The following is a 25169-nucleotide window of genomic DNA, read 5'->3' on the forward strand; positions in this document are numbered from 1 at the left end:
GACCACAGTCTGAACTGCCTCTACTCCTATGATAGGAGTATAGTCTCCGTCAAATGGAAAACGTCTTCCCCTCTGCCGCTGCGTCCCCCCGGTCGACCGGCCTCAGTTCAGCAGGTGGGACAGCCGCGGATCGCGATAGTCGTCCACGGCGATCGAGGCGCCGAGCGCCAGGATCTCGTCCTCGGGCAGGACCGCCTTGATCCCGACAACGGTCAGGCCGGCCGCCACGGCGGAGCGAATCCCGGACCGGCTGTCCTCGAACGCGATCGACCGGTCCGCGCTACCGCCCAGCAGGTCGAGACCGGTCAGGTACGGCAGCGGATGGGGCTTGGCGTCGGCAAGCTCGTCCGCGCTGACGATGCTCTCGAACCAGTGAAGCAGGCCGGCTGCGGCCAGCACCTTCTCGGCATTGGCCACCGGCGCATTGGTCACCACCGCACGTCGCAGGCCCTGACGATGCGCCTCTTCCAGGAACGGCACCACGCCGGGCAGCGGCGACAGCTCGCCCAGCATGTCCCGGTAGAGCCTTTCCTTGTCCGCCATGTGGCGCAGGCGCTCCTCCGGATCGAGATGCGGCAGGAACTCGGCGGCGATGGCCTCGGAGGCGCCACCGAGGATGCGGCTCTCGTAGATCTGTTCGTTGAACGGGATGCCCAGCTCCCCGAACAGGATCTCGAACGCCTTGAAATGCTGTTCTTCAGTATCGACCAAGGTACCATCCATGTCGAACAGGAGTACGCGCGTCATCGGTCCTCACGGCTGCCAGATGAATTGGAGATGGGGGCTGCAACTGGTGCGTAGCAGGTCTGTAAGCGCAATGCGGCCTTGCGCCCATGGAAGCACGACGCTCCTTGGCAGCGCTGCTGGCACCAGTTGCCATTTCCGGAACCTTCGTCGAGACTGTACGCAACAGCCCGCTGGGCATAACGATCATCATCGGATCAGGCGATGCGACCGGTCTTCCGCCTTTCATGGATCATGTCGGCCGGCCTCCTCGCCGCCTGCACCGCCGCGGCACCCGCCGACGGTCCACCGGTCGTGGTCAACGAGCTGGCTTCGGAGACCACCACCGCCTCGGGCCAGCCGATTCGCCTGCCGCAGGGCGATGCGCGGATCCTGCTGTCCGAATACATGATCGCCCCCGGTGCAAAGCTGCCGGTGCACAAGCACCCGTTCACGCGCCTTGCCTATGTGCAGGCCGGCACGCTGTCGGTCACCAACACCGACACCGGCCAGACGGTCGTCTACACGCCCGGCGACCTGGTCGTGGAAGCGGTCGACCAGTGGCATTTCGGCGAGAATGTCGGCACGACACCCGTCGAGCTGCTCGTGCTGGACGAGCTGGTCGGGGACGGACCCGCGACGGTCCTGAAGAAATAGGCCAGGCCCCTCAGGCCGCGATTGCGCGCAGGCCCTTCAGGCCGCGCAGTTTCAGGGCCAGCATGGTGATGTCGTCGGCCTGGGCGGCGCCGTCGGTGAAAGCGTCCAGCCCTGCCTGCACGTCCTCGACCACGACGCGCGGCTCGGTCGCGTCCAGCTTGGCCAGGGCCACCTCCAGTCCTTCCGTGTCGAAGAACTGGGCCTGCCGGTCGGCGGCCTCGGTCACGCCGTCGGTGAACAGGAACAGGAGGTCCCCCTCCCGCAGATCGATGGTGAGTTCGTCGAAGCCGACCTGATCGGACACGCCTAGGGCCGGGCCCAGGAAGGCCTCGATCGCATCGAGCGTGCCATCGCGCCGACGGATGAAGGGCGCGTTGTGCCCGGCATTCGCGAGCTTCATCTGGCCGGTGCGCGTGTCCAGGACGGCGACCAGGGCGGTCGCGAACATCATCTGGGGGTTGTCGGACGCGAGCACGTCGTTGGCAAAGCGCATGGCTTCGGCCGGCCCGGAACCCTGCAGGCAGGCGGCCTTGATCAGGCTGCGCGCGATCGCGATGAACATGGCGGCGGCGACACCCTTGCCCGAGGCATCGCCGATCGCCACCGCGATCCGGTCCTCGTCGATCAGGAAGAAGTCGTAGAAGTCGCCACCCACCTCCTCGGCCGGGCGCATCGCGGCGTAGACATCGAAATCGGTGCGGCCTGGGAAGGCAGGGAAGCTGGCCGGCAGGGTCGAGAGCTGCAGGGCGCGGGCGATCGACAGTTCCTGGCGCAGGTGCACCAGTTCCTCGCGCTCGCGCACCGCCTCCTTCAGCCGCTCGAGGTCACGCGTGCGCTCGGCCAGCAGCGCCGACAGCTCGTGATACTGGGCGACCACCCGCGCGGTCATGCGGTCGAATGCTACCGCAAGCGGCGTGGTGCCATCCGCATCGGCATCGGCCGCGCCGCTCTTCGCCTCGATCTCGGCCAGATCGCGCGCAAGCTCGCCTCGTGCCTGCGTGTCCAGCGTCGCCGCCAGCTCCTGCATCTTCTCGCGGATGAGCGCCTCCGAGCGCCGGCGGGCGCGGGAATGGCGAAAGCGCATGCGCTCCAGCGAGATCGCCCCTTCGCGCAGGACAACGACCGCCCTCGCGATGCCGCCGATCTCGTCGTTGCGCCTGGGCTGATCTGGCGAGAGGAGAAGATTGCCCCGCGCGATCGCCTGGACCACGACCGCCAGCTCTTCCAGCGGCACCAGGCTGTGGCGCAGCCAGCCATAGACCATGCCGATCACGACCAGCACAACCAGCGTGCAGCCCACCACGGTGATGCTGGTGACCAGCCAGCGCCGTTCGCGCTCCGCCGTCGCGTCACGCAGCGCGATCAGGAAGCCCGCCGGCGTGTCCGACATGTCGAAGATCTGTACGCTGCGCGCCTTGTGGACCCGCCCGTCCGGGTCCTCGATCACCGGGTCGATGTCCCCTGTGCTGTAGGCACCCTGCAGGCTCGACCACGGGCGCTCGTCCGTGGCGGCCACCAAGGCGTTGTCCGCCGTCATCAGATAGGCGCTGCCGCCATAAGTATCGGTGAAGGCAACTAGTGTCGGGCCGAGCGGGCGGCTCATCGCGAGATGGCCCCCGTCCAGGGACATCACGACCGTGGGCGTGAGCTGGCCGCCATCCTGCGGCTGCAGGCCCACCCACATGCCCTCGCCGGCCCTGGCCGACGGTGCCAAGCGGCGGACGTCGACCATGGCCCTATCCTCGGCCTGGCCGTGGCTGGTCCAGAGCAGCTGGCCGTCCGAGCCGATGAGGTCGACCCGGCTGAACAGATGGTCCGGACCGGCCGCCTCGATCTGCTCGTCCAGCCGCTTTGCCGCCGCCAGCCGGTCGCCCATCGCCAGAGCCTGGCTGAAGACGGGATCGTCCGCGAACCCGCGCAGGACCTGAACCAGGGGAGCTGCCTCCGCGCGGACAGTGACCTCCCAGACCTTGAGCTGCGCGGTGCGCTCGGTCCGGTTCGCGTCCCGCCCCACCCCGTCCGCGATGATGCTGGCGGCGGTCGCGACCAGCCCGGTGATCGCGGCGATCACCAGGAGGAGCACCAGGACGAGGCGGACGCGTAGAAGCATGGGTCAGACCGTCTCCGCGTAGCGGAGCAGCGAAAGGGGCGGGTAGAACTTCAGCCGGTTCGCCGTGTGCACGTTCACGATCAGGGAGAAGCGGGCCAGCGGTTCCACCGGGATCGAGGCGGGATCGGCGCCGTTCAGGATCTGCTCGGCCTTGAAGCCGGTGAACTGGCCCACGGCGTAGTAGCGGCTGACCAGGCCGAACAAGGCATGGGCCTGCAGGATGTAGGGCTCGGTCGACGTGAAGCTCGGCAGGCCCACGGCCATCGCGGTCTCCGTGAGCGGGATCTTGTTGCCGTTCAGGAAGGTGTCGGGCGCGATGTAGAGCCACTGGGCCCCGGCTTCGGCGATCTCCCGGACCTTGCCGGGCAGGGCGGAGGCCAAGGGCTTGCCATCGTCGCCGAGCGGGACGGGACGGTCGATCAGCTGGAAGCCCAGCTTCGTCGCCTGCTGGTGCAAGAGCTGCATGACCGCCAGCGAGTTGCCCTCGATCGGGCTGTAGGTGACCCCCATCGAGCGGAACGGGCGGTAGGCGGCCAGCGTGGCGAGCTGCTGGTCGACACCGGTGATGTAGAGCGTGCCGGTGGCCCGCCGTCCGGGCTGCTCCAGCGACGGAACGATCTTGTTCCAGACCGGCTCGGTCACGATGTTGAAGACGGCCGGCACCTCGTCGGCCAGATGCACCTTCGGGTCCACGGCATCATAGGGGCCAAGCGCGGTCAGCGCCGTGGTCGTTCCCCAGAGATAGACGAGGTCCGGCTTCGTCGCCTTGGCCTCGGCCACATGCTGCCTCACCGTGGCTGCACTCTGCGCGGCATCGCGGATGATCAGCTCCACCGGGATCTGCCGCTCGGTGAAGTAGTCGGCAAAGCCCTGGCAGGCATCTTCCCACCCGCGCCAGCTGATCATCATGATCCTGTGGGTCTTTGCCTGGGCCCTGGCCGTGCCGACCAACAGGCTTCCCATGGTGCCGGCGAGGAGGCTGCGGCGGGCGAGCGCGGTCATGGCAATGGCTCCCGTTCCTTGGGCACCAGGGCTCGGCCAGGCGAAAGAAAGGCGAACAGGGCCAGCAGGATCGCGGCTGCCCCGGGAATGAAGCCCAGCCAGATCGCCGCGGTCTGTGGTCCCGCGCCGGCGACCAGCGACGCGGCGATCATGGGCCCGGCCATGCTGCCGAACCGCTCGCCGCTGCGCAGAAAGCCCAAGAGCAAGGCCGACCTGGCACTGCGGTCCGGACCATCGCACAAGGCCGGCACTGCCGCCAGCATGGGCGCGCTGCCGATGCCGTGCCCGAGGCCCAGCGCCGCCACCGCCACGAGCATGCCGATCTCGAGCCCCAGCACTGGCAGGAGGAGGGCGCCGACGCTGGCAGCCAGCCCCATCAGTACCATCGGCAGGAGGTAGAGATGCCGGCGATCGGCCAGCCAGGCGCCGGCATGGATCGCGACCAGCATGCCGATCGAATACATCATGATGGTCCGGCCCACCGCGGGCAGCGTGACGCCGGCCTCGGTCAGGTAGAGTGGGGCCAGGTAGTAGACGAGGCCGTTCAGCCCGATCTTGGCCGGGATGGCCGCCAGCAGGACGATGGCCAGGAACCGGGGAGAATGAAGCGCCAGGGACCAGCTGTTCTGGCGACGCACGGCAGGCCTGGCAGCAGCCTCTGGATCGCCGGACGTGCGGGCCGGGAGCACGGCACCGGCCAGGCCCGCGGCCAGGGCAGCCAGACCTGCGGCCGCCAGGAAGGTGTTGGTGAAGCCGACCCGGTCGGCCAGGACGGCTCCGATCGCCATGCCGCAGATCGTGCCGCTGACCACCGCCAGGACGAACACCGCCAGACTGCCGGCCTTCCTGCCGCTGGCTGCGACCCGGACCAGGTGATGCTGGCAGGCGATCGTGACCAGTGCATAGCCGATCGCGGTGACGATGCGCCCGACGATGAGCATGCCCAGGCTGTCGGCTAGGCCGCACAGCACGTGACCGGCCACGGCCGGCACGGCACCCGCCAGGAAGACCGAGCGGCTGCCGTGCCGGCCCACCCACCAGCCACCGAAGGGCGTCGCGATCGCGACCGCGGCGACAAAGGCGGACAGCGGCAGGCCGATGGCGATGGCCGGATCGAGCCAGGAGAGCGGGGTGTAGAGCGACTTCGCGTAGAGCGGCATGAACGAGGTCGGCAGCTGCTCGGCGAAGACGAAGATGAACAGGGGCGTTCGCGCCACCACGGCGCCGGGCAAGGCGGTGATCCGGCCGAGGTCGCCGGGTGCGAACGACAGGCCGGCCCGCAAGGCCTCCAGCTCACGGCTGATCCGCTCGCCTGCGACCCTGCCTTCCCGGGCGATCTCCTCGGCCTTCCACAGGAGCCGGGCATAGGCCTCGTTCACGGTACGCACCGCGAGATTGACCGCACCCAGCAGCTGGCGGCTCTCGTCGGCGCCGACGACCGCGACCGTGCGGGTCCAGCTGCCGGCGGCAAGATCGCGCGTGGCCCGGGTGAGCAACTCCATCGGGCCGATGATCGAGCGGGCCATCAGGAAAACCAGGATCTCGTAGGTGGCCAGCACCGACACCAGCAAGACGATCCACACGTCCCAGCGCACGTCGGCAATCTCGGCTTCGTAGGTCCGGCCCGACGACCCGACATGCAGGACCAGGGGCACATCCGCCTTCACCACGATCGGCCAGGTGGTGTCGCGGATCTCGCCCAGCGTCGTGCTCGTGGAGCGCGACGCCTTGTCGTCACCGGTGCCGTCGTCGACCGTGACCATCCTGGGGTCTGGCCGGAAGACCCGGTCCTGCGCCAGGAGGCTCTCGAAAGCGGCCAGCTCGGGTCCGACGCCGTGCAGGAGCCTGCCCTGGCCATCCACCAGCGCAATATAGCCGAGGCCCGGCAGCTGGCGCCGGAACTCTTCGAAGAACTCCGGCACGCCGACCAGCTGATCCGGCGGTACGCCCAGTGCCAGAGCACGCTCGATCGTCGCCCCGATCGAATTCGATACCGCCTCCGCTTCGCGGTCCATCAGCGGCAAGAGTTCGCGGTTGAACGCGTCCAGCGCCCGGTTCGCGACATAGAGCGTGGACAGGACGAGGATCGCCACGGCCAGGAGAACCAGGGCTGCCCCATGGCCGCCCACGCCCGATCGCTGCCGATCATCCGTGCGGGAAAGCTGTATCATGGCGCTTCAGCCTGCTCGATCCGTCGTTCGGCGCCGCCCAGCTTCTGAAGAGTCTGGCGGATGACGCCGGCTACCGGGTCGACAGCGGCCTCGCTGTGCGGACGCTTGCCGGCCTGTTCGATGCCGGCATCGCCGATGGCCGCCATCACCGAGGCGGTGCCGGCTGCGAGGCGCCGGCGGGTGCGGTGCATCACAAGGGCGGCGCCCAGCAGCAGCAGGAAGGCGGAAGGCACGCTGGCCTCGAGGATGGCCTGGCCCAGGATCACCTGGATCGCTTCCATCGTGTACTGGATGCCGTTCTCGCTGTAGCCCAGCGCGATCCCGCCGACCGGCTGGTCGAACAGGTTGGTCAAGGGCATCACGATCACCGGCTCGTCGACACGGACCGGGTGGCGGTCGTCGGTAGCGCGCTCGTTGGCCGCCTGCAGCCAGCTCGCCGGCACCGGCTGCTCGGCGGTCGTGGTACGATCGGTGCTGTAGAGCGGCCGCCCGTTCTCGTCGAAGACCACGATCCACTCGATCAGCCGGTCGATCGTACGGCGCCGGTCGATCAGTGGCTGGATCGAGCGCAGGGCGCTCAGCGGCAGGCCGATCCGCATGCCGTCCTGGATGGCCGAGGCGAGGTCGCTGGCCAGGAACTCGAAGCGAGCCTGCTCCTTCTCGCGGACCACCTTCTCGAACTTCAGGAGGTTCAGCGTGGCGGACAGGACGAGGCTGGCCAGCACGATCACGAACGCCGTGATGGTGACCCGGCCCACCAGGGAGGTCCCCGACAGCATCAGGCTCCTCCCTGCCTTCTGGGTTCAACGAACTGGTCCATGCTGCCTTGGTTCATCCCAGCCGGCCGCTCCGGCACCTCCATCCACGGGCGCCGACGGACATTGTGGGGAATCAGACCGGATGGACAGGTAAAATCATACTGGCTACCAGTTGCTGGCTTCAAGCAGCGGTTGGCCACAAGAGTTGGGTCATGTTCATCCAATGCCGCGCTTGTGGGCAGCGAGGGGCAGGAGTTGAGAATCCTCGTCTGTACCAAAGCAGATCTGCCGAGCCTGATCGCGCTCAACCGGCTGCTGCCCGCGTTGTCGGCCCACACCGTGGAGGTGGTGCTCACCGACAAGACAAGGCCGGCCGAGCGGACCCAGCCTGAACTTGGCGTGATCAAGTTCCTCGAGCGCGACCTTCCGTTCAGGGTCCTGTTCCCCCTGGTCGAGCGCTCTGTCCGAACCGGCGAGCGGCCGCGTCTCGGCACGTTCGCCGAGCTGTCCGCCCGGCACGCGGTGCCGGTCAGGAACGTCCGGTTCATCAACAGCGGCGACGGCTTCGCCCTGGCCTCCTCCTTCGCGCCCGACCTGGTGCTCTCGATCCGGTTCAGCCTGCTGTTCAAGCGGCCGATGCTGGACCTGCCGCGCTACGGCATCCTCAACCTCCATCCGGGCCCGTTGCCCGGCTATGGCGGGCTGTTTGCGATCTTCCGCCAGATGCTGGCCGGACAGCGCGAGATCACCATGACCCTGCACCAGGTGGACGAGGGCATCGACACCGGCCCGGTCATGACCACTACGCCCATGACGATCATGCCGGGGCGATCGATGCTCTGGCATGTGCTGCGCGCCTACCGCACGGGCGTGGACGCCCTGCTGGACGCGGTAGCGACACTGGATGGCGGGCGGAAGCTGGACGCCGTCCCGCAGGACCCCGGTCAGTTCCGCTATTTCCGCCTGCCCGAGCCGGAACTCTTCCAGGCGTTCGCCAGCGCTGGCCTGAAGCTCTACGACTACGACGAGTATGCCGACGACGTGCAGGCCATGTTCGATATCCCGCTTCCGTCCTGCGTTCACGCTTCCTAGCTACACATCACACCCATCTGGACGACGTCGCCTGCCGGGCGCATGGAGTCGGCAGGATGCCGGGCGGGATGGGGCCGGTCGGGACGGGCCGCCGATCAGCCCGATGGGCGAGCGGCAGGCGCAAACGGGATGTGCACATGGAACTGAGCAGCGCGCTCCAGGACGGCATCATGGTCGTCGCGGCCACGGGCGACCTCAACGCGACATCCTGCAACCAGGTCGAGACGGAGCTCACCGCCCAGGCGGATGCAGGACATCGCTGGATCGTGCTCGACTTGGGCGAGGTCCGCTACGTCTCGTCCGCCGGGCTGCGGGTCTTCCTGGTCAGCGCGCGCAAGCTCGCCAAGGCCGGCGCCTTCGTGCTCGCGAGGCCGACACCGTCGGTAGCCCAGATCCTCAAGATGACCGGTTTCGACCGGATCGTTCAGGTCGAGCCGTCGCTCGAAGCGGCGGTCGCGACCGCACGCGCGAAGAAGAACTGACGATCGGAACAGCAGAGATGACGACCAATCGCAGGATCGTGCTCGCCCGCCACCCGGACGGACCGGCCACCCTGGAGGACCTCCGGCTGGAGGAGGTGCCGGCCCGCCCGCCCGAGGAAGGCGAGGTGCTCTGCCGGACGATCTGGCTCTCGCTCGACCCGTACATGCGCGGGCGGATGAGCCGGGCCGCCTCCTATGCCGCCCATGTCGAGATCGGCCAGCCCATCCATGGCGAGGCGGTATGCGAGGTGGTGGAGAGCCGGCATCCCGGCTTTGCTCCCGGTGACATCGTGGCGGGCGCACAGGCGGCGTCCCAGGTGTTCGGCTGGCAATCCTACCCGACAGTCCAGGGCGACAAGCTGCGTAAGCTCAACCCCGCCATGGAGCGGTATTCCCACGCGCTGGGCGTCCTGGGCATGCCCGGCCTCACCGCCTATGCCGCCATCAAGGGCATCGGCCAGCCGAAGCCGGGCGAGACGGTGGTGATCGGTGCGGCGACAGGTGCCGTCGGCATGGTCGCGGCCCGCGTCGTCCGCTCGATGGGAGCACGTGCCGTCGGCATCGCGGGTGGACCGGAGAAATGCCGGGAGGCGGTGGAGCGGTTCGGCTACGAGGTCTGCCTCGACCGGCACGAGCCGGACCTGATCGGCCGGCTGAAGCAGGCCTGTCCGAATGGCGTGCAGGTCTATCTGGAGCTTACAGGTGGTCCGGTGACGGATGCTGTCTGGCCGCTCCTGACCACCCATGCGCGGATCCCTGTCGTGGGGCTGATCGCCGCCTACCAGAGCGGCAGCATCGCGGACGGCCCGGACCGGCTGCCGCTCCTGTTCCGCCAGATCCTGGTCAAGCGCCTTCATATCCAGGGCATGATCGTCTGGGACTGGGCGTTCATGGAAGACGACTTCCACCGCGAGGTCGGTGGCTGGCTGAAGGACGGCTCCCTTCAGTATCGGGAGGACGTCGTGGAGGGCCTGGAGAACGCGCCGGCCGCCTTCCTGGGCATGCTCGAAGGGAAGAACCACGGCAAGCTGCTGGTCAAGGTCGGCCAGGAGCCGGCGAGGGACACAACGGCCTAGTCAGCCAGGTACGTCGCCGTCCAGCAGGATCAGGTGCGGCTTCAGCACCTTCTCGACGGTATCCGTCGGCGAGCCGGCCTGCATCGATTGCACCAGGAACAGCGACGGCTCGGTGCCGATGGCCAGAATCGGCAGGTGCCAGACACCCCGGCCGTAAACGATCCCCTGGTCCGACCGAAGGTGGACGGCGACCAAGCGTTGCAGGTCCGGCTGGCCTCCCAGGTCGGGCGCCAGCAAGGCGATCCAGCCGCAAGCTGCCCTGATTGGCTGGATCAACTGCTCGCTGGCCGCATGCCGCTCGAGCAACTCGGCCCGGAACGGCAGCCGGCCCGGTGCCACCTCGAACAAGGCGATGTTCAGGGCGAGCCCGGGAGCATGGGCGAGGGTGCCGATGGAGTGGCGAAGGCCCCTGCCCTGGTTGACCGCCTCGGGTGGGGCTTGGCCTCGGCTCACGAGCCGGCAGAGCGGCGCCAGCCGGTTCGCCAGTCCAGATGGCGTGCCATGCTGCTCGACCCGGACCACGATCGGCGCCTGATCCGTCACAGGACCTTGATGACCTTGCCGCTAAGCCCACCTTCGACGCTCTTGGCGTAGGCACGCGCCACCCGTGCGCCCGGTACCGGCTCGTGGCCGGGGAAGAACGGACCGTAGGCGCCAAGGGACTCCTCAAGCAGGCTCGGGCTCACCACGTTAATGCGCAGGCCACGCGGCAGCTCGATGGCGGCGGCCATCACGAATGCGTCGATCGCCCCGTTGACCATCGAGGCGGAACTGCCGGCCCGGACCGGGTCGTGGGACAGCACGCCGCTGGTCAATGTGAACGATCCACCGTCCGAGATCGTCCGCATGCCCATGAGGACCAGATTCACCTGTCCCATCAGCTTGTCGTTCAGGCCGATCCGGTAGGCGGCATCGTCCATCTGGTCGAGCGGGGCGAACTTTACCTTTCCGGTGGTGGCGACGAGAGCGTCGAACCGGCCGATCTGGCCGAAACCCGCACGGATCGATTCCTGGTCGGTCATATCGATCCGTATGTCGCCGCTGCTGCGCCCGACCGCGACGATCTCGTGCCTGCTGCCGAGTTCGGCCACGACGGCCTGCCCGAGCGTACCGCTCGCACCTATCACGACGATGCGCATGCCCTGGTCTTCCCCTGCTGAAGGCGTTCTGCCCGGAAACCACGTTCTACCTAGCAGCTTCGCCTCAGCACGGGCCACCCGCCTCCGTGGCCGTTAGAACGTTAAGATTCTGCTTAGTTAAGAAGTTAAACCGGCCAAAAGCGCTTCATCGGCAATGAGTTAGAAGGGTTTTTTGTGAACGAAGTACCGAGTCTTGGTGAACGAAATACCGAGTGGCTTGATGAATGATGTACCGAGTCCCGGTGAACGAAGTACCGGGCCTTGCAGGTTAGCGCCACATGCCATGTGAATGATGTACCGACATTTGCAGGGGGCCAATTGATCGCAGGGAACGGTTGGCGGGCAGGCTGGCTCGGTACTTCGTCCACCTAGGCCCGCCCCGTACGTCGCCCTTGGCAGCCCGACGGCGTCAACACGCGCTGCGACCTGCCCACCCGCGCTATGGAGCGTGAACGATGTACCGAGGCGCGTACTCTTGTGGACGAAGTACCGAGTCTGAACGGGCGCAATGTGAATGATGTACCGACATACGGTACATCATTCACATTTCCTGCCATGCCTTGATCGGCATTCCACCTGAAGATCCGTGGACGAAGTACCGAATGCGGCTCAGAGCGTCGTGGACGAAGTACCGATGCGGGCGCTGCTGCGCGGTGAGAACACGACCAGAAGCCGCTCGTTGGACGCCCAGCGCCGGCCATCGAAGCCGTCCTCCTCGACGGCCTGACGATCGGCCGGATCGAAGTTGATCGCGATGTGGTAGTCGGGAAGATCGTCGTCCTCGACGATCTTGCGCAGCTGCGGCTTGAAGAAGCGCGCCTCCATCACCGAGCCGCACTTGTCGATCAGCTTCGGCAGGGAGATCACCCAGCGGGCCTGGGCACCGCAATGCTTGCGCGCCAGCTCGTACAGGCGCCGCTTGAGGCCCATGCTGATCTGGAAATATTGGGGGCTGATGGTCAGAACCCGGCGGTCCTTCACGATCGCGCGGAACATCCAGTCGTTCAGCGTGATCTCGCAGCCGGCCATCACCTTCTTGCCGCTGCGGGTCTTCCTTTCCAGGATCCGGAACGTCTCGATCCAGCCAAAACCCCGCCGCTCCTTCACGTCCTGGGACTCGATCGTAGTGACGATCGTCGTGGAGCGAAGCCGGTAGATCGCGTCCAGGAGCAACTCGTAACCGCGCTTGCCGGAGCCGCGGCCGGTGACCTGCAGCAGGTTGTAGGCGTTGAAGCGCACCGTCTTCTCGACCGGCATGCCCCGCTCGATCCGATCGTTGATGATGGAGGCCAGGTAGATCAGGACGTCCTTGTCCCAGATCGTGGCGATGCCGCGATCGCCGGGGCGGATTTCGACGCGTACCTTGCCGTCGTCGTAGATCATCGGCTTGGTGCGCGGCGTCTTCTGCAGGGAGAAGAACGGAAACTCCATCAACGCCCGGTCGTCCTTGAACGGCGCGTTGATGAGGCTGTCCAGGAACAGGTCGACCTGCTTCTCGGCCCGGTCGTTGTCGGTCACCACGGGCACCCGGCGGGCCTGTTCCGGCTCCGTAGCGCCTTTGCGTCGACCGCGCTGCTGGACCACCTGCTCCACGCCATCGTCCAGCGCCAGGGCCGGCCCGCCGGCCGATGCGGCACCGGCACCATCGTCGGGTGCGTGAGGGACCGTGTGGACGATGTACCGACTCGTCACCCGGCCCGGTCCTTCTCGTGGCGGCGACGATCGCGGATCTCGGCAGCATCGACCCGGTAACCCGCGCGGGCGAGCGCTTCCAGAACGAGCGCGCGCATGGTCGTGTCGTTCTCCGCCATCCGGGTGCGCAGCTGGCGCAGCACATCGGTGGGCAGAAGCACCGTCAGCTTGCGGTCTGCGCTGTCGGCGCGGTCTTGGTAGGGCATACGGAAGTCCATACCAACGTACTTACGGCAGTTCCTGCCCGCTGTCCAGGAACGACCCGATGCCATTGCCCTTCCAGGCCGGGTCACCTATCCCCGACGATCCATTCGCAAGCCTGGTGATGTCATGAGTGGCGGTGGCCGCCCGGTCCCTTTCTGGAAGCGCAAGAACCTCGACGAGATGACGCCCGCCGAGTGGGAGTCCTTGTGCGATGGCTGTGGCCTGTGCTGCCAGATCCGGGTCGAGGATGAGGATACCGGCGAACTGGCCCTGTCGGATGCGGCCTGCCGGCTGCTGGACCTGTGCACGAACCGCTGCAGCGACTACCCCAATCGTCACGCCCGCGTCCGCGATTGCGTCGCGATCACGCCCGACAATGTCTACGAGCTCACCTGGCTGCCGCACAGCTGCGGCTACCGTCTGGTCGCCCACGGATACGACCTTCCGGACTGGCATCACCTGGTCTGCGGCGACCCTCAGCGCGTGCACGAGGAGGGTCCTTCGATGCTTGGCGAGCTGGTCAGCGAGGACGAGGTGGAGTGGGAGGAAGGAACGGCGCCAACCAGTCTTGACCGTCGCCAAAACGGCACGGACACTCCGTGAACGTTGCGGAAGGTGGGGGGTGGCGATAGGCCACCATGGGTTCTTCCGCACGAACATTGGGAGCGGAGAGCGCAGCATGACCGACACCAGGAATACCATTGATGCGGCGAAGACATGGCGCCGGCGCGAACTCGCGAAGCTGGCCTTGGGCGCAGGAATTGCCGCCTCGGTGGGCCCCTGGATCAGCCGGCACGCGGCGGCGTCCGGCGTGGTCAAGGTCTACGCCTGGTCAGACTATATCTACCAGGACATGATCGAGAGCTTCACGAAGGAGACCGGACTCGACATCGAGCTGTCCAAGTATGGCAGCAATGACGAGGTCTTCAACAAGCTAAAGGCGTCAGGCGGCAAAGGTTTCGATCTGGTCATGCCGACCACGAACGAAGGCACGCAATGGTACGACGCCGGCGGGCTCCTGCAGCCGCTTGACGAGAGCAAGGTCAACATCGACGCCATCTATCCGTCGATCTACGAGCAATCGGTCGACCTTGGTGGAACCTATCGCGGCAAACGCTATATCCTGCCATTCAACTGGGGCACCGAAGGGATTACCTACGACAGTGAAGCCTTCAAGACTTCCTACGGCGAACTGTCGATGGGCGACCTCTGGCGACCGGAGATGGTCGGCAAGGCGACCGTCAGGCAGAAGTCGGCTCTGATCGCGATCGGCCGCACCCTTGATGCCGAAGGCAAGCTTCAGTCGAACGGCATGCTGGATGCCTACAAGGACGAGGAAACGTCGCGCAAGATCTTCGAGCAGATCCTGCCCATTGCGATCGAATGGAAGAAGAACGTCAAGAAATTCTGGAACAGCGCCGACGACACCTACAACGCGTTCAACCAGGACGGCTGCGTGATCGGGCTGACCTGGGACGGCCCCGGCATCAAGCTGGGCCAGACCACGAACGGTCGGATCAAGTACCTGATGCCCAAGGAAGGCGGCTTCGCCTGGCTGGACGGCATGTCCATCCCCACGGGGGCCGAGAACGTCGAGGGCGCCTATGCCTTCATCAACCACATGTACAGGGCGGACATGGGAGCCTCCATGGCCAATCAGGCTGGCTACAACAGCGTGGTGGCAGAGGCCGTCAATCTGCTGAAACCGGAAGCCAAGACGGCGTTCGAAGCCGCTTATCCAGCCGGGGCGGTGGATAATCTCTGGTGGTGGCCGATCATTACTCCTTGGTTCAACCCGGTCCGCGCGGAGTATGTCGAGAAGTACACGGCCGCCTGACGGCGCCAACACCGTACTTGAAGCGGAGCGGACCGCTCGCATAATCCGTGGTCCGCTCTGTTGGCAGGTACGCGAATGTGGCCGTCCGAGACGGTGTGTGAGATCGCCGCAGGCAAATGCGCATGCGAATACTTCCACCGAGACCCTGAACGCTGGTATGCAGCGGCTTGGGTGCAGTGCAGCGGACAGCAGTTTCGCGCCGACACGCTTCTTGATCGGGACCAGCCTGCCGAGGCTCAGGTCAATGAACTCGAAGTGTGGCCGGCGGTTCCCGCATGCTGCGCATCTATCACGCCCGTCGGAAGTGCCATCGGGGCTACTCCCGTCGTCCGGACAAACCCTGACGTGATGTGACCGTGATATGGCCGACGATCAATACCGCTACCCGCCTCAAAGCCAGGCTGCGTATCGCCACATAGACTATGAGGGCGCCGAGGCGGACGGCCCGAACCTAGGCCAGCTCGCGGCGGTACTCTGGCGCCGCAAGACGATGATCCTGAGCGTCATCGTGCTCGGCACCGGCCTTGCCGGGCTTGCTGGCATCTCGATGACGAAGAAGTACACCGCGAAGGCGATGGTGGTCGTCCAGGGCCAGAGCGCCAACGTGGTCGACATGCAGCAGGTGGCGACCGGGCTTGAAGCCAATTCCACCACGGTCGAGACCCAGATCCGCGTCATTCAGTCCGCTCCGGTCGTCGACAAGGTGATGAACCGGCTCGGCCTGTTCGCCGATCTCGAGTTCAAGCCGACGATCGAGGAGGGAGAGGAAGGCCAGATGCTGGTCTTCACGCTCCCGGAGCCCTGGAGCGGCTATGTCGCCACGGCGACCTCGTTCCTGCCGGACAGCTGGCTGATCGCGACGGGAATTGCCAAGGAGCCGGTCGTCACCAGCGAGCTGGTGCAGATGGCGGCGCTCGACGCGACCATCCCTGTATCGGCTCTCGGCGCATCATCCGAGCCGGCTGCAGGGCCGGCTGTCGAAACGGCCGCCACGACCGCGGCGCCAGCCGCTGGCACGATCTCCTATGGCGACGTCGCCAGTACCACGCCGCCGCCCGCGCTCGGCGCGGGCATGAGCGCAGCGCCAGCCGACCCGAGCCTCGCCGCCGGAGGGCTGCCGCCCGGCATGCTGCCCCTTGGCATGGAACAGGCAGTGGAGATGGATCCGCTGAAGCAGGCGGCGCGCAACACGTTCCTGCGGAACCTGTCGGTCGCTCCGGAAGGCCGGTCGTTCGTGATCGGCTTGTCCTTCACCTCCGAAGACCCGGCGAAGGCGGCACGCATCGCGAACATGGTGGCGGACACCTATGTCCAAAGCCAGATCGATCAGAAGCGGCTGACCACGAGCCAAGCTGGCGATTGGCTGGGCCAGCGGGTCGAGGAACTCCGTGAGGAACTCGAGACCGTCGAAGCCAAGATCCAGCAGTACCAGATCGACAACAACCTGACGGCCGGTAACCGGACCGACCTCACCGACCTGCAGCTGACGGACATCAACCGGGAATTGCTCAGTGCGCAGGCCCAGCTGGCCGGCAAGGAAGCCCGTCTCGCCTTCGTGCGGGAACTCAGGGCGAAGAACCAGCCGCTCGACACTCTACCGGAAGTGCTGAGCTCTCCGCTCGTGCTCCAGCTGCGGGCACAGGAAAGCCAGCTCGAGCAGCAAGAAGGCGAACTGCGCGCGACCTTCGGCGCCAAGCATCCGCGCGTGCAGTTGATCGCGGCGGAGAAGGGGAAGCTGAACCGGAGCGTCGGCCAGGAGATCGAGCGCATCATCTCCAACATGGAGAACGAGGCGAAGGTCATGGCCGCCCAGATCGAGGTGATCAAGGAGAACCTCGGGCAGGTGCAGGGCAAGAGCGGCCAGGGCATGGTGGCGGAGGTCGGACTGCGCGAGCTCGAGCGTGAGGCTGCCTCCACCAAGCAGCTCTACGAGAGCTTCCTGCAGCGCTACAAGGAGACCCGCGAGCAGCAGCAGATCCTCGATTCCGACGCGAAGGTCATCTCGCCGGCCGCTCGGCCCGCCGTGCCATCGACCCCGGGCCTGCCGATCTTCCTGGCCGTCGGCTTTGTCGCCTCCTCGCTGGTCGGCAGCATGGGAGCGCTGCTCCTGGAGCGCATGGACAAGGGCCTGCGCTCGGCCGACGACGTCGAGCGTCACTTGGGCCTGCTTCGCATCGGCCTGATCCCGCAGACCAAGGAGATCACGGCCACCCGGCCCGCTTGGCGGTTCCTCAAGGACAAGCCTCTGTCCGTCTTCGCCGAATCGGTACGTGGTGTCAGCACCGCCATCCGCTTTGCTGACGTCGACAAACCGGCGCGCACGGTGCTGGTGACCTCCTCGGTGCCAGGCGAAGGCAAGAGCACGCTGGCGCAAAGCCTGGCGGTGGTCGCTGCCGCTGCGGATCACCGCGTGCTGCTGCTCGACCTGGACACCCGTCGCCCGGTGCAGGGGAAGACGTTCAACGTCGAGCCGGCCAACGGCATCGTGGAACTGCTCGGCGGTGAGGCTTCGTTCGATGACACGGTAGTCCGCCACGAGGCGTCGGGGGTCGACTTGGTCCTGGTCCGCAGGCGCCCGACCAACCCGGCCGCGCTGATGGAGAGCCGCAAGCTCAAGGCCTTCGTCGAGGCGGCGCTCCAGGACTACGACTATATCGTGATCGACACGCCGCCGGTCCTGGGGGTGAACGACGCGCTGCTGCTCTGCCCGTTGGTGGATGCGGTCGTGTTCGTGGCGCAGTGGTCGGAAACGAAGCACCAGCTGGCATTCAACGCAGTACAGGCGCTGCGTGGCGCGCGGGCCAAGCTGCTGGGAGTCGTGCTGACCAAGGTCGACGTCAAGAAGCACAAGCGTTACGGCTATGGAGACGCCGGCGAGTACTACGGTACCTACACCAAGTACTACTCCGAGTAAGCTGCCTAAGAAGGCATCTCACAACGCGCAAACGCCCGGTCCCTGGCCGGGCGTTTTCTTTTTGGGTCTGGTCGAGCCATTGAGCTTTCCCCTTCCCTTACCACCCCGCTCGCCGCTACCTATTCCCGACACCAGCCTACAATGCGGCGGAGACGTGGTAACATGAACGGCCAGAGCATTACGCTCGATCGTGTCGCCATGCGATTTGGAGCGTTCACGGCGGTCGACGGCATCTCCATGCGGATCGAGCCCGGCGAGTTCTTCAGCTTTCTCGGCCCGTCCGGCTGCGGCAAGACCACGATCCTGCGCATGATCAGCGGTTTCATGGAGCCCTCCGAAGGACGCGTGCTGATCGGCGACAAGGACATGGCCGGGATCGGCCCCAACCGCCGACCGACAGCGCTGATCTTCCAGAACCTCGCCCTGTTCCCGCTGATGAAGGTCTGGGAGAACGTGGCGTTCGGCATGGAGGTCCGCCGCGTCGACAAGGCCACCCGTCGCAAGAAGGCCGACGAACTGCTGGAGATGGTGGCGCTCGGCAACCAGGGTGACAAACTGGTATCAGAGCTCTCCGGCGGGCAAAAGCAGCGTGTCGCCATCGCGCGGGCACTGGCGGTGGAGCCGTCGGTGTTGCTTCTCGACGAGCCTCTTTCAGCCCTGGACCTGAAGCTTCGGCAGCATATGCGGGCCGAGCTGCGAGCGCTTCAGCGCCGCACGGGAGTCACCTTCGTCTACATCACCCACGACCAGGGTGAGGCGCTCACGATGTCGGACCGGATCGCCGTGATGAACACTGGCCGGATCGAGCAGATGGGCACGCCCAAGGAAATCTACGATCGGCCGCAGACGGCGTTCTGTGCGACCTTTGTCGGGGAAAACAACGCCTTTGCCGGGCAGGTCGTCGCCATGGATGGGGACATCGCTGCGGTCGACACGCCCATGGGGCGCCTGCTGGGCCGCCGGACGTCGTCGATGAAAGAGGGGGATGCCGCAATCCTGTTCGTTCGGCCGGAGCGGTGCCGGGTCATCCAGGGTGAAGCCGTCGACAACCGTGTCGACACGAAGGTGATCCGGCTGGATCTGGAGGGCGCCTATGCGAACATCGTGGCCGAAGGCCCTGGTCGGGAACTGTCGGTGCACCTGACCAACCAGGGTGACCTGAGCGCCACCGGTCCTGGTGGTCTGGTGACGATCGGCTTTGACAAGCACGCGGCGTTGATCCTGCCGCAAGGGCAGCTCGCCAGGAGCTGACGATCCGGCACGCCATCAGATGACGGCGTGCGAATCCAGTTCGCTGTTCTCTTCGTAGGTCGCACCCTGGTTGCGCAGCCACGCGCGGGCATGGTCGATGGCTGCCTGATTGACCTGCTCGCCGAAGATCACCATGCGCGTCGTCATCAGGATGATCTTCATGTCGAGCCAGGGCGACGCGTGGCGAGTGTACCAGAGGTCGAGCGCCATCTTGTCGGGGTTGGTCAGCTGATGACCGCCATTCACCTGCGCCCAGCCCGTCAGGCCAGGACGCAGCCGGGCACGCTCCCATCCGCCGTCCGGCAGATCGGCGAGATCGCGCGGCAGCAGCGGCCGCGGGCCAATGAACGACATGTCGCCCTTCAGGATGTTCACGAGCTGCGGGATCTCGTCGAACCTTGTGCGCCGCAGGAACCGCCCCACCATGCCGGTGCGCTCGGCGTCGCTCAGCAGGCGACCGTCAGCGGCGCGGGGCGAGCGCATCGACCGGAACTTCAGCAGCGTGAACGGGCGCAATCCATGCCCCGGCCGGACCTGCCGGAAGAGCACCGGGTTGCCCATCTCCACCAGTACCATGAAGGCGGCAAGGAGAGCGATCGGTGCCGTGAACAGCAACAGCCCGGCACTTGTGATGATGTCGAGAAGCCGCTTGATCTCCAGCCAGCGAGGAGCACCGATCGGCATGGGCTCGTCCGCACTGGCGATCACCCCGCCTCCACCAAGACGCAGCGACAGGAGATCCGGCAGGGTGTCGATATCGACGCCGTGACGGCGCGCGATCCCACCCAGCCGTGAGATCAAGCCGGCCGGGAGGCTCTCCAACGGCTTGGTCACGATCAGCCGCTCGGCGAAGATTCCATGGGTTTCGAGATCGACGAGCACATGGTCCAGGTCCTCGGCGCTGCCCAGGACCGGCACGCCGTTGAGCGAGCGTCCCATCAGCTCGCCCCGGTCGCACAGCATGCCGACCGCATAGAAGGCCGATCCCGGGATCGCATCCAGCGCATGCAGGTAGATTGCTGCGCCCTCGCCCGTGCCGAGCAGGAGAACGGGCGTGCGCTGCCGGAACGTGCTGCGGCCACCCTGGCGGCTGATGTACCAGCGGTAGAAGAAGCGCGACCCGGAGAGAAGGGTCACCAGGACGAACCACTGGATTAAAGGGACCGAGCGCCCGATGCCCTCGAGCCGGCCGATCATGAACATCGTCGGGACGAACAGGAAGACGGCAAGGGTGGCGGCACGGGCCACCGCCATCTGATCTGCGGTCGAACTCCAGCGCCAAATGCTCTTGTGAAGGCTCAAGGAAAAGAACACCAGAGCGGAAAGCCCTGCAAAGATGGCCGTGCCGACGATCAGAGCATCGGTGTTCTCGGGGCTCCAGACGTCGCCCGCGCGGAACAGCATTGCCAAGATGAAGGAGACCGCCGCCATGAAGGTATCATGGGCCAGAATCACGATGCGCCGGCCAGTGTGCCCTGGCTTGGTCCATGAGAGAAAACCCGACATCGGCGAAAGCGTCTCCGGCCTATAAGGTCCGACCTATCGGCCCGACCACCACATTATAACTTCGAGCGAACGCAGGAGAACGTCCGCATGAATGGAAGGTAAGCTGGCCTACCTTCCTCCAGTAGGTCGTCAGCAGCGTCCACACCATCCATCAGAGCATGATCGCTCAGGATTCTCAATGTCGCCTGCTCCCGCGCCATCCTCACGTACCGCTCGATTGTCGCATTATGGTGACGAATCTTCGGGCAGCTGTGCTAGAAGAGGCTATCCAATACCTGCCTGCACCTTTACGGGAACAGTGCCTCCGGGCTATGTTGCAAGCGCTGTATGCACAACAGCGGCTGGCGCAGGAGATGGTTCCACGCTGTCGCTGCGGGTCAGCACGTGTGGCCTGCGCTGCGCGAGAGCGTATCATGATCTGCATGCGGCACTCGACATCGCATAGAATGTGCATATCTCCTGGCAAATCCACGGTGGGTTGCTAGAACGTACGTGAACGTTCGGTAACTTTCCATCCTGCGTGCCTGCGGGCGCGTCTTGGGATCGCAACTGGTCGGAGCGCGATGAACGCCATCAACATGCAGACTCGCGGCAATGTTCCTGCCCGCGGCAGGCGGGGTGCAGTCACCACCGCCGCCGATGACCAGGATTCCATCGACCTAGGCGAGCTGCTGGCGATCCTGTGGCGCCGCAAGTGGCTGATTGCCCTGATCGTGGCCCTTGGAACGACGTTAGGGACCCTAGCGGGAACACAGATCGAGAAGCAGTACACCGCGACGGCCGCGGTGATGCTGGAGCCTACCACGCCGGACGGCCAGGTCGTGAACCTCCAGCAGGTCGTTGCCGGTCTGACCGGCGACATCGCCGGGCTGGCGACCCAGGTCCGCCTGCTGACGGCGCGCGATCAGGTCGCACGCGTCATGGACGACATGAACCTGTTCCAGGACCCGGAGTACAATCCGGCCATGGACCCGGAGAACGTGCCGGACAATCTCGACTATGCCATCGGCGGGCCGATCGAGCGGCTGCTGGCCCTGTTGCCGGACAACCTCCTGATCGCTAGCGGCTTGGCGAAGGAGAAGCTGCCTGTTCTGGAAAGCGAGGCTCCTGCACTCAATCGGCAGGCAGCCCTGGACCGGTTTGCCCGCAACCTCCAGGTCAAGCTCGACGACCCTTCCTACGTGATGCTGGTCTCGTTCACCTCGGAGGATCCAGCCAAGGCGGCCAACATCGCCAACCGCATCAGCCAGATCTACGTCCAGGACCAGATCGCGTCGAAGTCCGCAGCCACCATCAGGGCGTCCGGGTGGCTGGAGGAGCGTCTGGTCTCGCTCAAGGCCGAGGTGGCGCAGGCCGAGCAGGCCGTCGAGACGTTTCGTGCCGAGAACGACATCGTCACCACCCAGGACGTGACCCTGAACGACCAGCAGCTATCCGACCTCAATCGGCAGCTGATCGAATCGCGTGCCGAGATGGCCGCTGCGGAGGCCAAGCTGCGGCTGGCGAGGGACATGCGCGGCGGCGGCGTCGGCCTCGACACGATCGGGGAGGTGCTAAACAGCCCCGTGGTCATCGCCCTGCGTAACCAGGAAAGCGACCTGCTGCGGCGCGAGAACGATCTCCGGCAGCAGTTCGGTGCGCGCCATCCACTGATCCAGCAGATCGCTACCGAAAAGCAGCAGCTCTACGGAAAGATTTCCGCCGAGGTGTCGCGGATCATCTCGAACCTCGGCAACGAGGTCCAGGTGATCGGCACGAAGGTGGCGACGCTCGAGCAGGAACTCGATCGGGCGAAGGGCACCACGGTCAAGGACCGCGATGCGGAGATCAAGCTGCGCGAACTGCAGCGCCAGGCAGATGCCAGCCGCGCCCTGTACGAGCAGTTCCTGCAGCGTTCCAAGGAAACCCGCGAGCAGGAAGCCCTGATCGAGCCGGACGCGAAGATCATCTCGGTTGCAGCGCCGCCGAACTTTCCCTCCACGCCGGGCCCGCGCCTGTTCGGGATGGTCGGTTTCGCCGGCAGTCTGGTCGCCGGCTCGCTCTTGTCGCTGCTCCTCGAGCGGCGCGACCGCGGGCTGCGTTCGTCCCGGCAGGTCGAGCGTCTGCTCGGCATGCAGCCTCTTGCGCTGGTGCCACGGCTCGATCGTCTCAAGCGCAATCAGAAGCCGCACCAGTACCTGATGGCCAAGCCGCTATCAGCCTACACGGAATCGATCCGGTCGGTGCTCACCACGCTGAAGCTCTCGTCGATCGACAACCCGCCGAAGGTCATCCTGGTGACCTCGTCGCTCCCGCAGGAAGGCAAGTCCACCTTCGTGGCCAGCCTCGCCGCTTTTGCGGCGCGCTCGCAGAAGAAGGTGATCCTCGTCGACCTGGACCTGCGGCATCCGTCGGTGGCACGCGAGCTCGGGCGCCCGGTGGCAGCCGGCATCGTCGAGTTCATGGTCGGCGACCGCACGCTCGATGAGGTCGTGCAGCATGATCCGGCAACCGGCCTGGATTTCCTGCCGGTCAAGCGGCAGACTGCCAACCCGACCGACCTGCTCGACAGCCAGAAGATGCGCCTGCTGATCGAGACCCTGCGTCAGACCTACGACTACGTGTTCCTGGACTGCGCACCGGTCATGAGCGTGACCGACAGCCGTGTCGCTGCGCTGCTTGCCGACCGGATCGTGTTCTGTGTGCGCTGGTCGAAGACTCCGCAGGACGCGGTGACGCTCTCCTTCGAGACGCTACGCCAGACCAACGTGCCGATCGGCGGCGTCGTCGTCACGCAGGTTGATGTCAAGAAGCATGCCCAGTACGGCTATGGTGACGTTGCCCAGTACTACGGCAAGTACCAGGACTACTACGTGAACTGAACCGAAGTCGGGCTCATGCGTTTTGCGTGGGCCCGGTTCCGGTGGCCCTGCCCGGCCCATTCATTCTATCGCTGGGACGACAGCATTGGCCTTTGTGCTGAACTTGCCGAAGATCGTTCCGATCAAGGGGGTCGGGACCAAGAACCCGCTCATGCGGCTGTTCCTCGACCTGTTTTCGTTCGAGGCACTGTTCGTCCTCTTCCTGTTCGCGGGACGCTACAAGGCCGACCCGCGCTTCGCGTTCTTCCCGGTCGATCCTACCGTCCTGTTCCTGGTCGCCAGCATGGCGATCGGGCTGATCCTCCTGTTCCAGGAGAAGATCTACCTGCCCGGCACCTACGCCCTTGGGATATGGGTGGTCTTCATTGTCTATCTGTGGATCAGCATGGTCTGGGGCGTCGGTCGCTCCTACGGCCGCGAGAAGGTCATGCTCGCGACCGTGATGAACACGTGGTGCCTGATTGCAGGTGCCATGATCATGGCAAACTCCCGGGAACGGGTGAGCCGGTTCATGAGGCTCGTGATCATGTTTGCCTTCTGGCTAGGCATCGAGGCGTTGATCGCCTGGAGCAAGCAGGGCTTCCGTGGGCGGATCCTCATCAACAACGGCGACAGCTACCTTGGCTTCGGTCGTGTCTGCGGCCTCGGCGCCATCATCGCCTGCGCCTTCTGGGCGACCCGCAAGGGGCTGGACTTCACGCGCATCGGCCTGATGGCGCTGCTTGGCATGTTCATGCTGGTCCTGCTCATCGGTGGCGGCCGTGGACCCCTGATCGCCGGCATCGTACCCATGCTACTGATCGCCGTGATCGGCTGGAGGGTCAGCCGTAGCGGGCGGGTCCGGGTGATGAAGATGCAGATCCCGATCCTGATCGCCCTTGTCGGGATCATCGGGGTCATCGTGTATTCCTTCACCTCGCCGGATGCCGATCTGGGCGCGCTTGCCACGCTCAATCGCTTTCGTGGCATCGTCAGCGGCGACCTTGAGAGTCATTCGGACCTTCGCCGGAGCCTGAACCTCGAGAACGCCATCCTGGGGATCTCGCGCGCGCCGATTTTCGGACATGGAATTGGCAGCTGGCCGATCATCGTCAACAACTCGGATTACCAGGACCATCCGCACAACATGATCCTGGAGATCCTCTACGAGTCGGGCCTCGTAGGTTTGGCCATCGTCGCCTGCGTGTTCATCGTTCTCACCCGCAAGATCAACGTCCACCGGCTCCGGACAGACCCGCTTCTCCTGGCCGCAGCCATGATGAGCGTGAACGTTTTCATGAATGCGATGACCTCGGGCGATCTCCCCGAGAACCGGCAGGTGTTCGCGATGCTGGGCCTCTTGCTGGTGCGGTCGCCGGAGGAAGAGGAAAGCGAGGATGCCGCGGAGGACGACGATGATTCGTCGCCAGAGGGCGATGAGCCGCCGGACATCGATGAAGAAGGCGACCTGTCCGAGTTCCGCCGGCTCCGCCCGCGAACGGAAGAGCGTTGGATGCAGGCCGATGAACCGCTCTAGGGCCAACTGGCGGGCCGATCCGTCCAGCCACACGGGCCGCTGCGGTGCCCTGTGGCTACCCTCAGCACCGCCAACACACTCGCGTGACCGACTGACCGGCGACAATTGACCACGGTCCTGTTCCCGTTGATCGACGGCGCTCGGGATAGCAGTGTCCCCAGCGTCCGCCGACGGGGCC

General features: G+C 65.7%; 20 protein-coding genes. 10 read left to right on the forward strand and 10 right to left on the reverse strand.

What is annotated here, in order from left to right:
* Window positions 1–102: 102 nt before the first annotated feature.
* Window positions 103–747, reverse strand: a complete 645-nt coding sequence (locus tag VHL31_RS06275) for an HAD family phosphatase (RefSeq protein WP_329660355.1) — start codon at window positions 745–747, stop codon at window positions 103–105.
* Window positions 748–948: 201 nt separating this feature from the next.
* Here VHL31_RS06275 and VHL31_RS06280 point away from each other — a divergent pair, with 201 nt between their 5' ends.
* Entirely contained in the window at window positions 949–1380 is a 432-nt protein-coding gene (locus VHL31_RS06280; RefSeq protein WP_329660356.1) for a cupin domain-containing protein, read from the forward strand.
* 10 nt (window positions 1381–1390) lie between these two features.
* On the opposite strand, the gene VHL31_RS06285 is transcribed toward VHL31_RS06280, so the two are convergent.
* The 4 genes from VHL31_RS06285 to VHL31_RS06300 are packed head-to-tail and all read right to left on the reverse strand — an operon-like array spanning window position 1391 to window position 7442.
* Window positions 1391–3490, reverse strand: a complete 2100-nt coding sequence (locus VHL31_RS06285) for a PP2C family protein-serine/threonine phosphatase (RefSeq protein WP_329660357.1) — start codon at window positions 3488–3490, stop codon at window positions 1391–1393.
* 3 nt (window positions 3491–3493) lie between these two features.
* Window positions 3494–4492: an ABC transporter substrate binding protein gene (locus VHL31_RS06290; protein WP_329660358.1), complete on the reverse strand. Its 999-nt coding sequence runs from the start codon at window positions 4490–4492 to the stop codon at window positions 3494–3496.
* Entirely contained in the window at window positions 4489–6663 is a 2175-nt protein-coding gene (locus VHL31_RS06295) for an MFS transporter (protein WP_329660359.1), read from the reverse strand. The genes VHL31_RS06290 and VHL31_RS06295 overlap by 4 nt, the downstream gene beginning before the upstream one ends.
* Entirely contained in the window at window positions 6660–7442 is a 783-nt protein-coding gene (locus VHL31_RS06300; RefSeq protein WP_329660360.1) for a hypothetical protein, read from the reverse strand. Before VHL31_RS06300 ends, VHL31_RS06295 begins: the two co-directional genes overlap by 4 nt.
* Window positions 7443–7676: 234 nt before the next feature.
* Here VHL31_RS06300 and VHL31_RS06305 point away from each other — a divergent pair, with 234 nt between their 5' ends.
* The 3 genes from VHL31_RS06305 to VHL31_RS06315 all read left to right on the forward strand — a co-directional run bounded on the left by VHL31_RS06305 (window position 7677) and on the right by VHL31_RS06315 (window position 10071).
* Entirely contained in the window at window positions 7677–8513 is an 837-nt protein-coding gene (locus tag VHL31_RS06305; protein WP_329660361.1) for a formyltransferase family protein, read from the forward strand.
* A 137-nt stretch (window positions 8514–8650) separates the two neighbouring features.
* Complete coding sequence (locus tag VHL31_RS06310; protein WP_329660362.1) at window positions 8651–8995, forward strand: STAS domain-containing protein; 345 nt, start codon at window positions 8651–8653, stop codon at window positions 8993–8995.
* Window positions 8996–9012: 17 nt separating this feature from the next.
* Window positions 9013–10071: an NADP-dependent oxidoreductase gene (locus VHL31_RS06315; protein WP_329660363.1), complete on the forward strand. Its 1059-nt coding sequence runs from the start codon at window positions 9013–9015 to the stop codon at window positions 10069–10071.
* Here the strand turns inward: VHL31_RS06315 and VHL31_RS06320 are convergent, their stop codons facing one another.
* The 4 genes from VHL31_RS06320 to VHL31_RS06335 all read right to left on the reverse strand — a co-directional run bounded on the left by VHL31_RS06320 (window position 10072) and on the right by VHL31_RS06335 (window position 13108).
* Window positions 10072–10614 (reverse strand): ureidoglycolate lyase, encoded by a 543-nt coding sequence (locus VHL31_RS06320; protein WP_329660364.1) that lies wholly within the window; start codon window positions 10612–10614, stop codon window positions 10072–10074.
* The gene (locus tag VHL31_RS06325; protein WP_329660365.1) at window positions 10611–11210 is read right to left on the reverse strand and encodes a short chain dehydrogenase; all 600 of its coding nucleotides are present in this window, start codon (window positions 11208–11210) and stop codon (window positions 10611–10613) included. Before VHL31_RS06325 ends, VHL31_RS06320 begins: the two co-directional genes overlap by 4 nt.
* Window positions 11211–11819: 609 nt before the next feature.
* Complete coding sequence (locus VHL31_RS06330; protein ID WP_329660366.1) at window positions 11820–12902, reverse strand: replication initiator protein A; 1083 nt, start codon at window positions 12900–12902, stop codon at window positions 11820–11822.
* Window positions 12899–13108 carry a hypothetical protein gene (locus VHL31_RS06335; RefSeq protein WP_329660367.1) on the reverse strand — a complete coding sequence of 70 codons (210 nt, stop codon included), beginning with the start codon at window positions 13106–13108 and terminating at the stop codon, window positions 12899–12901. Before VHL31_RS06335 ends, VHL31_RS06330 begins: the two co-directional genes overlap by 4 nt.
* A gap of 124 nt (window positions 13109–13232) precedes the next feature.
* Here VHL31_RS06335 and VHL31_RS06340 point away from each other — a divergent pair, with 124 nt between their 5' ends.
* The 4 genes from VHL31_RS06340 (at window position 13233) to VHL31_RS06355 (ending at window position 19108) form a co-directional block, all read left to right on the forward strand.
* Window positions 13233–13709 carry a YcgN family cysteine cluster protein gene (locus VHL31_RS06340; RefSeq protein WP_329660368.1) on the forward strand — a complete coding sequence of 159 codons (477 nt, stop codon included), beginning with the start codon at window positions 13233–13235 and terminating at the stop codon, window positions 13707–13709.
* Between the two features lie 76 nt (window positions 13710–13785).
* The gene (locus VHL31_RS06345) at window positions 13786–14943 is read left to right on the forward strand and encodes an extracellular solute-binding protein (RefSeq protein ID WP_329660369.1); all 1158 of its coding nucleotides are present in this window, start codon (window positions 13786–13788) and stop codon (window positions 14941–14943) included.
* A 361-nt stretch (window positions 14944–15304) separates the two neighbouring features.
* Window positions 15305–17857, forward strand: a complete 2553-nt coding sequence (locus VHL31_RS06350) for a GumC family protein (RefSeq protein WP_329660370.1) — start codon at window positions 15305–15307, stop codon at window positions 17855–17857.
* A gap of 162 nt (window positions 17858–18019) precedes the next feature.
* Window positions 18020–19108: an ABC transporter ATP-binding protein gene (locus tag VHL31_RS06355; protein WP_329660371.1), complete on the forward strand. Its 1089-nt coding sequence runs from the start codon at window positions 18020–18022 to the stop codon at window positions 19106–19108.
* Between the two features lie 15 nt (window positions 19109–19123).
* On the opposite strand, the gene VHL31_RS06360 is transcribed toward VHL31_RS06355, so the two are convergent.
* A complete protein-coding gene (locus VHL31_RS06360) occupies window positions 19124–20539 on the reverse strand; it encodes a sugar transferase (RefSeq protein WP_329660372.1) in 1416 nt (471 codons plus the stop codon).
* 638 nt (window positions 20540–21177) lie between these two features.
* On the opposite strand from VHL31_RS06360, the gene VHL31_RS06365 reads away from it, so the two are divergent.
* Both VHL31_RS06365 and VHL31_RS06370 read left to right on the forward strand, forming a co-directional pair.
* A complete protein-coding gene (locus tag VHL31_RS06365) occupies window positions 21178–23475 on the forward strand; it encodes a GumC family protein (protein ID WP_329660373.1) in 2298 nt (765 codons plus the stop codon).
* A 103-nt stretch (window positions 23476–23578) separates the two neighbouring features.
* Window positions 23579–24991, forward strand: a complete 1413-nt coding sequence (locus tag VHL31_RS06370; RefSeq protein ID WP_329660374.1) for an O-antigen ligase family protein — start codon at window positions 23579–23581, stop codon at window positions 24989–24991.
* Window positions 24992–25169 lie beyond the last annotated feature (178 nt).

Origin of the sequence: Geminicoccus sp. (assembly GCF_036263595.1) — a bacterium.
GTDB lineage: Bacteria > Pseudomonadota > Alphaproteobacteria > Geminicoccales > Geminicoccaceae > Geminicoccus.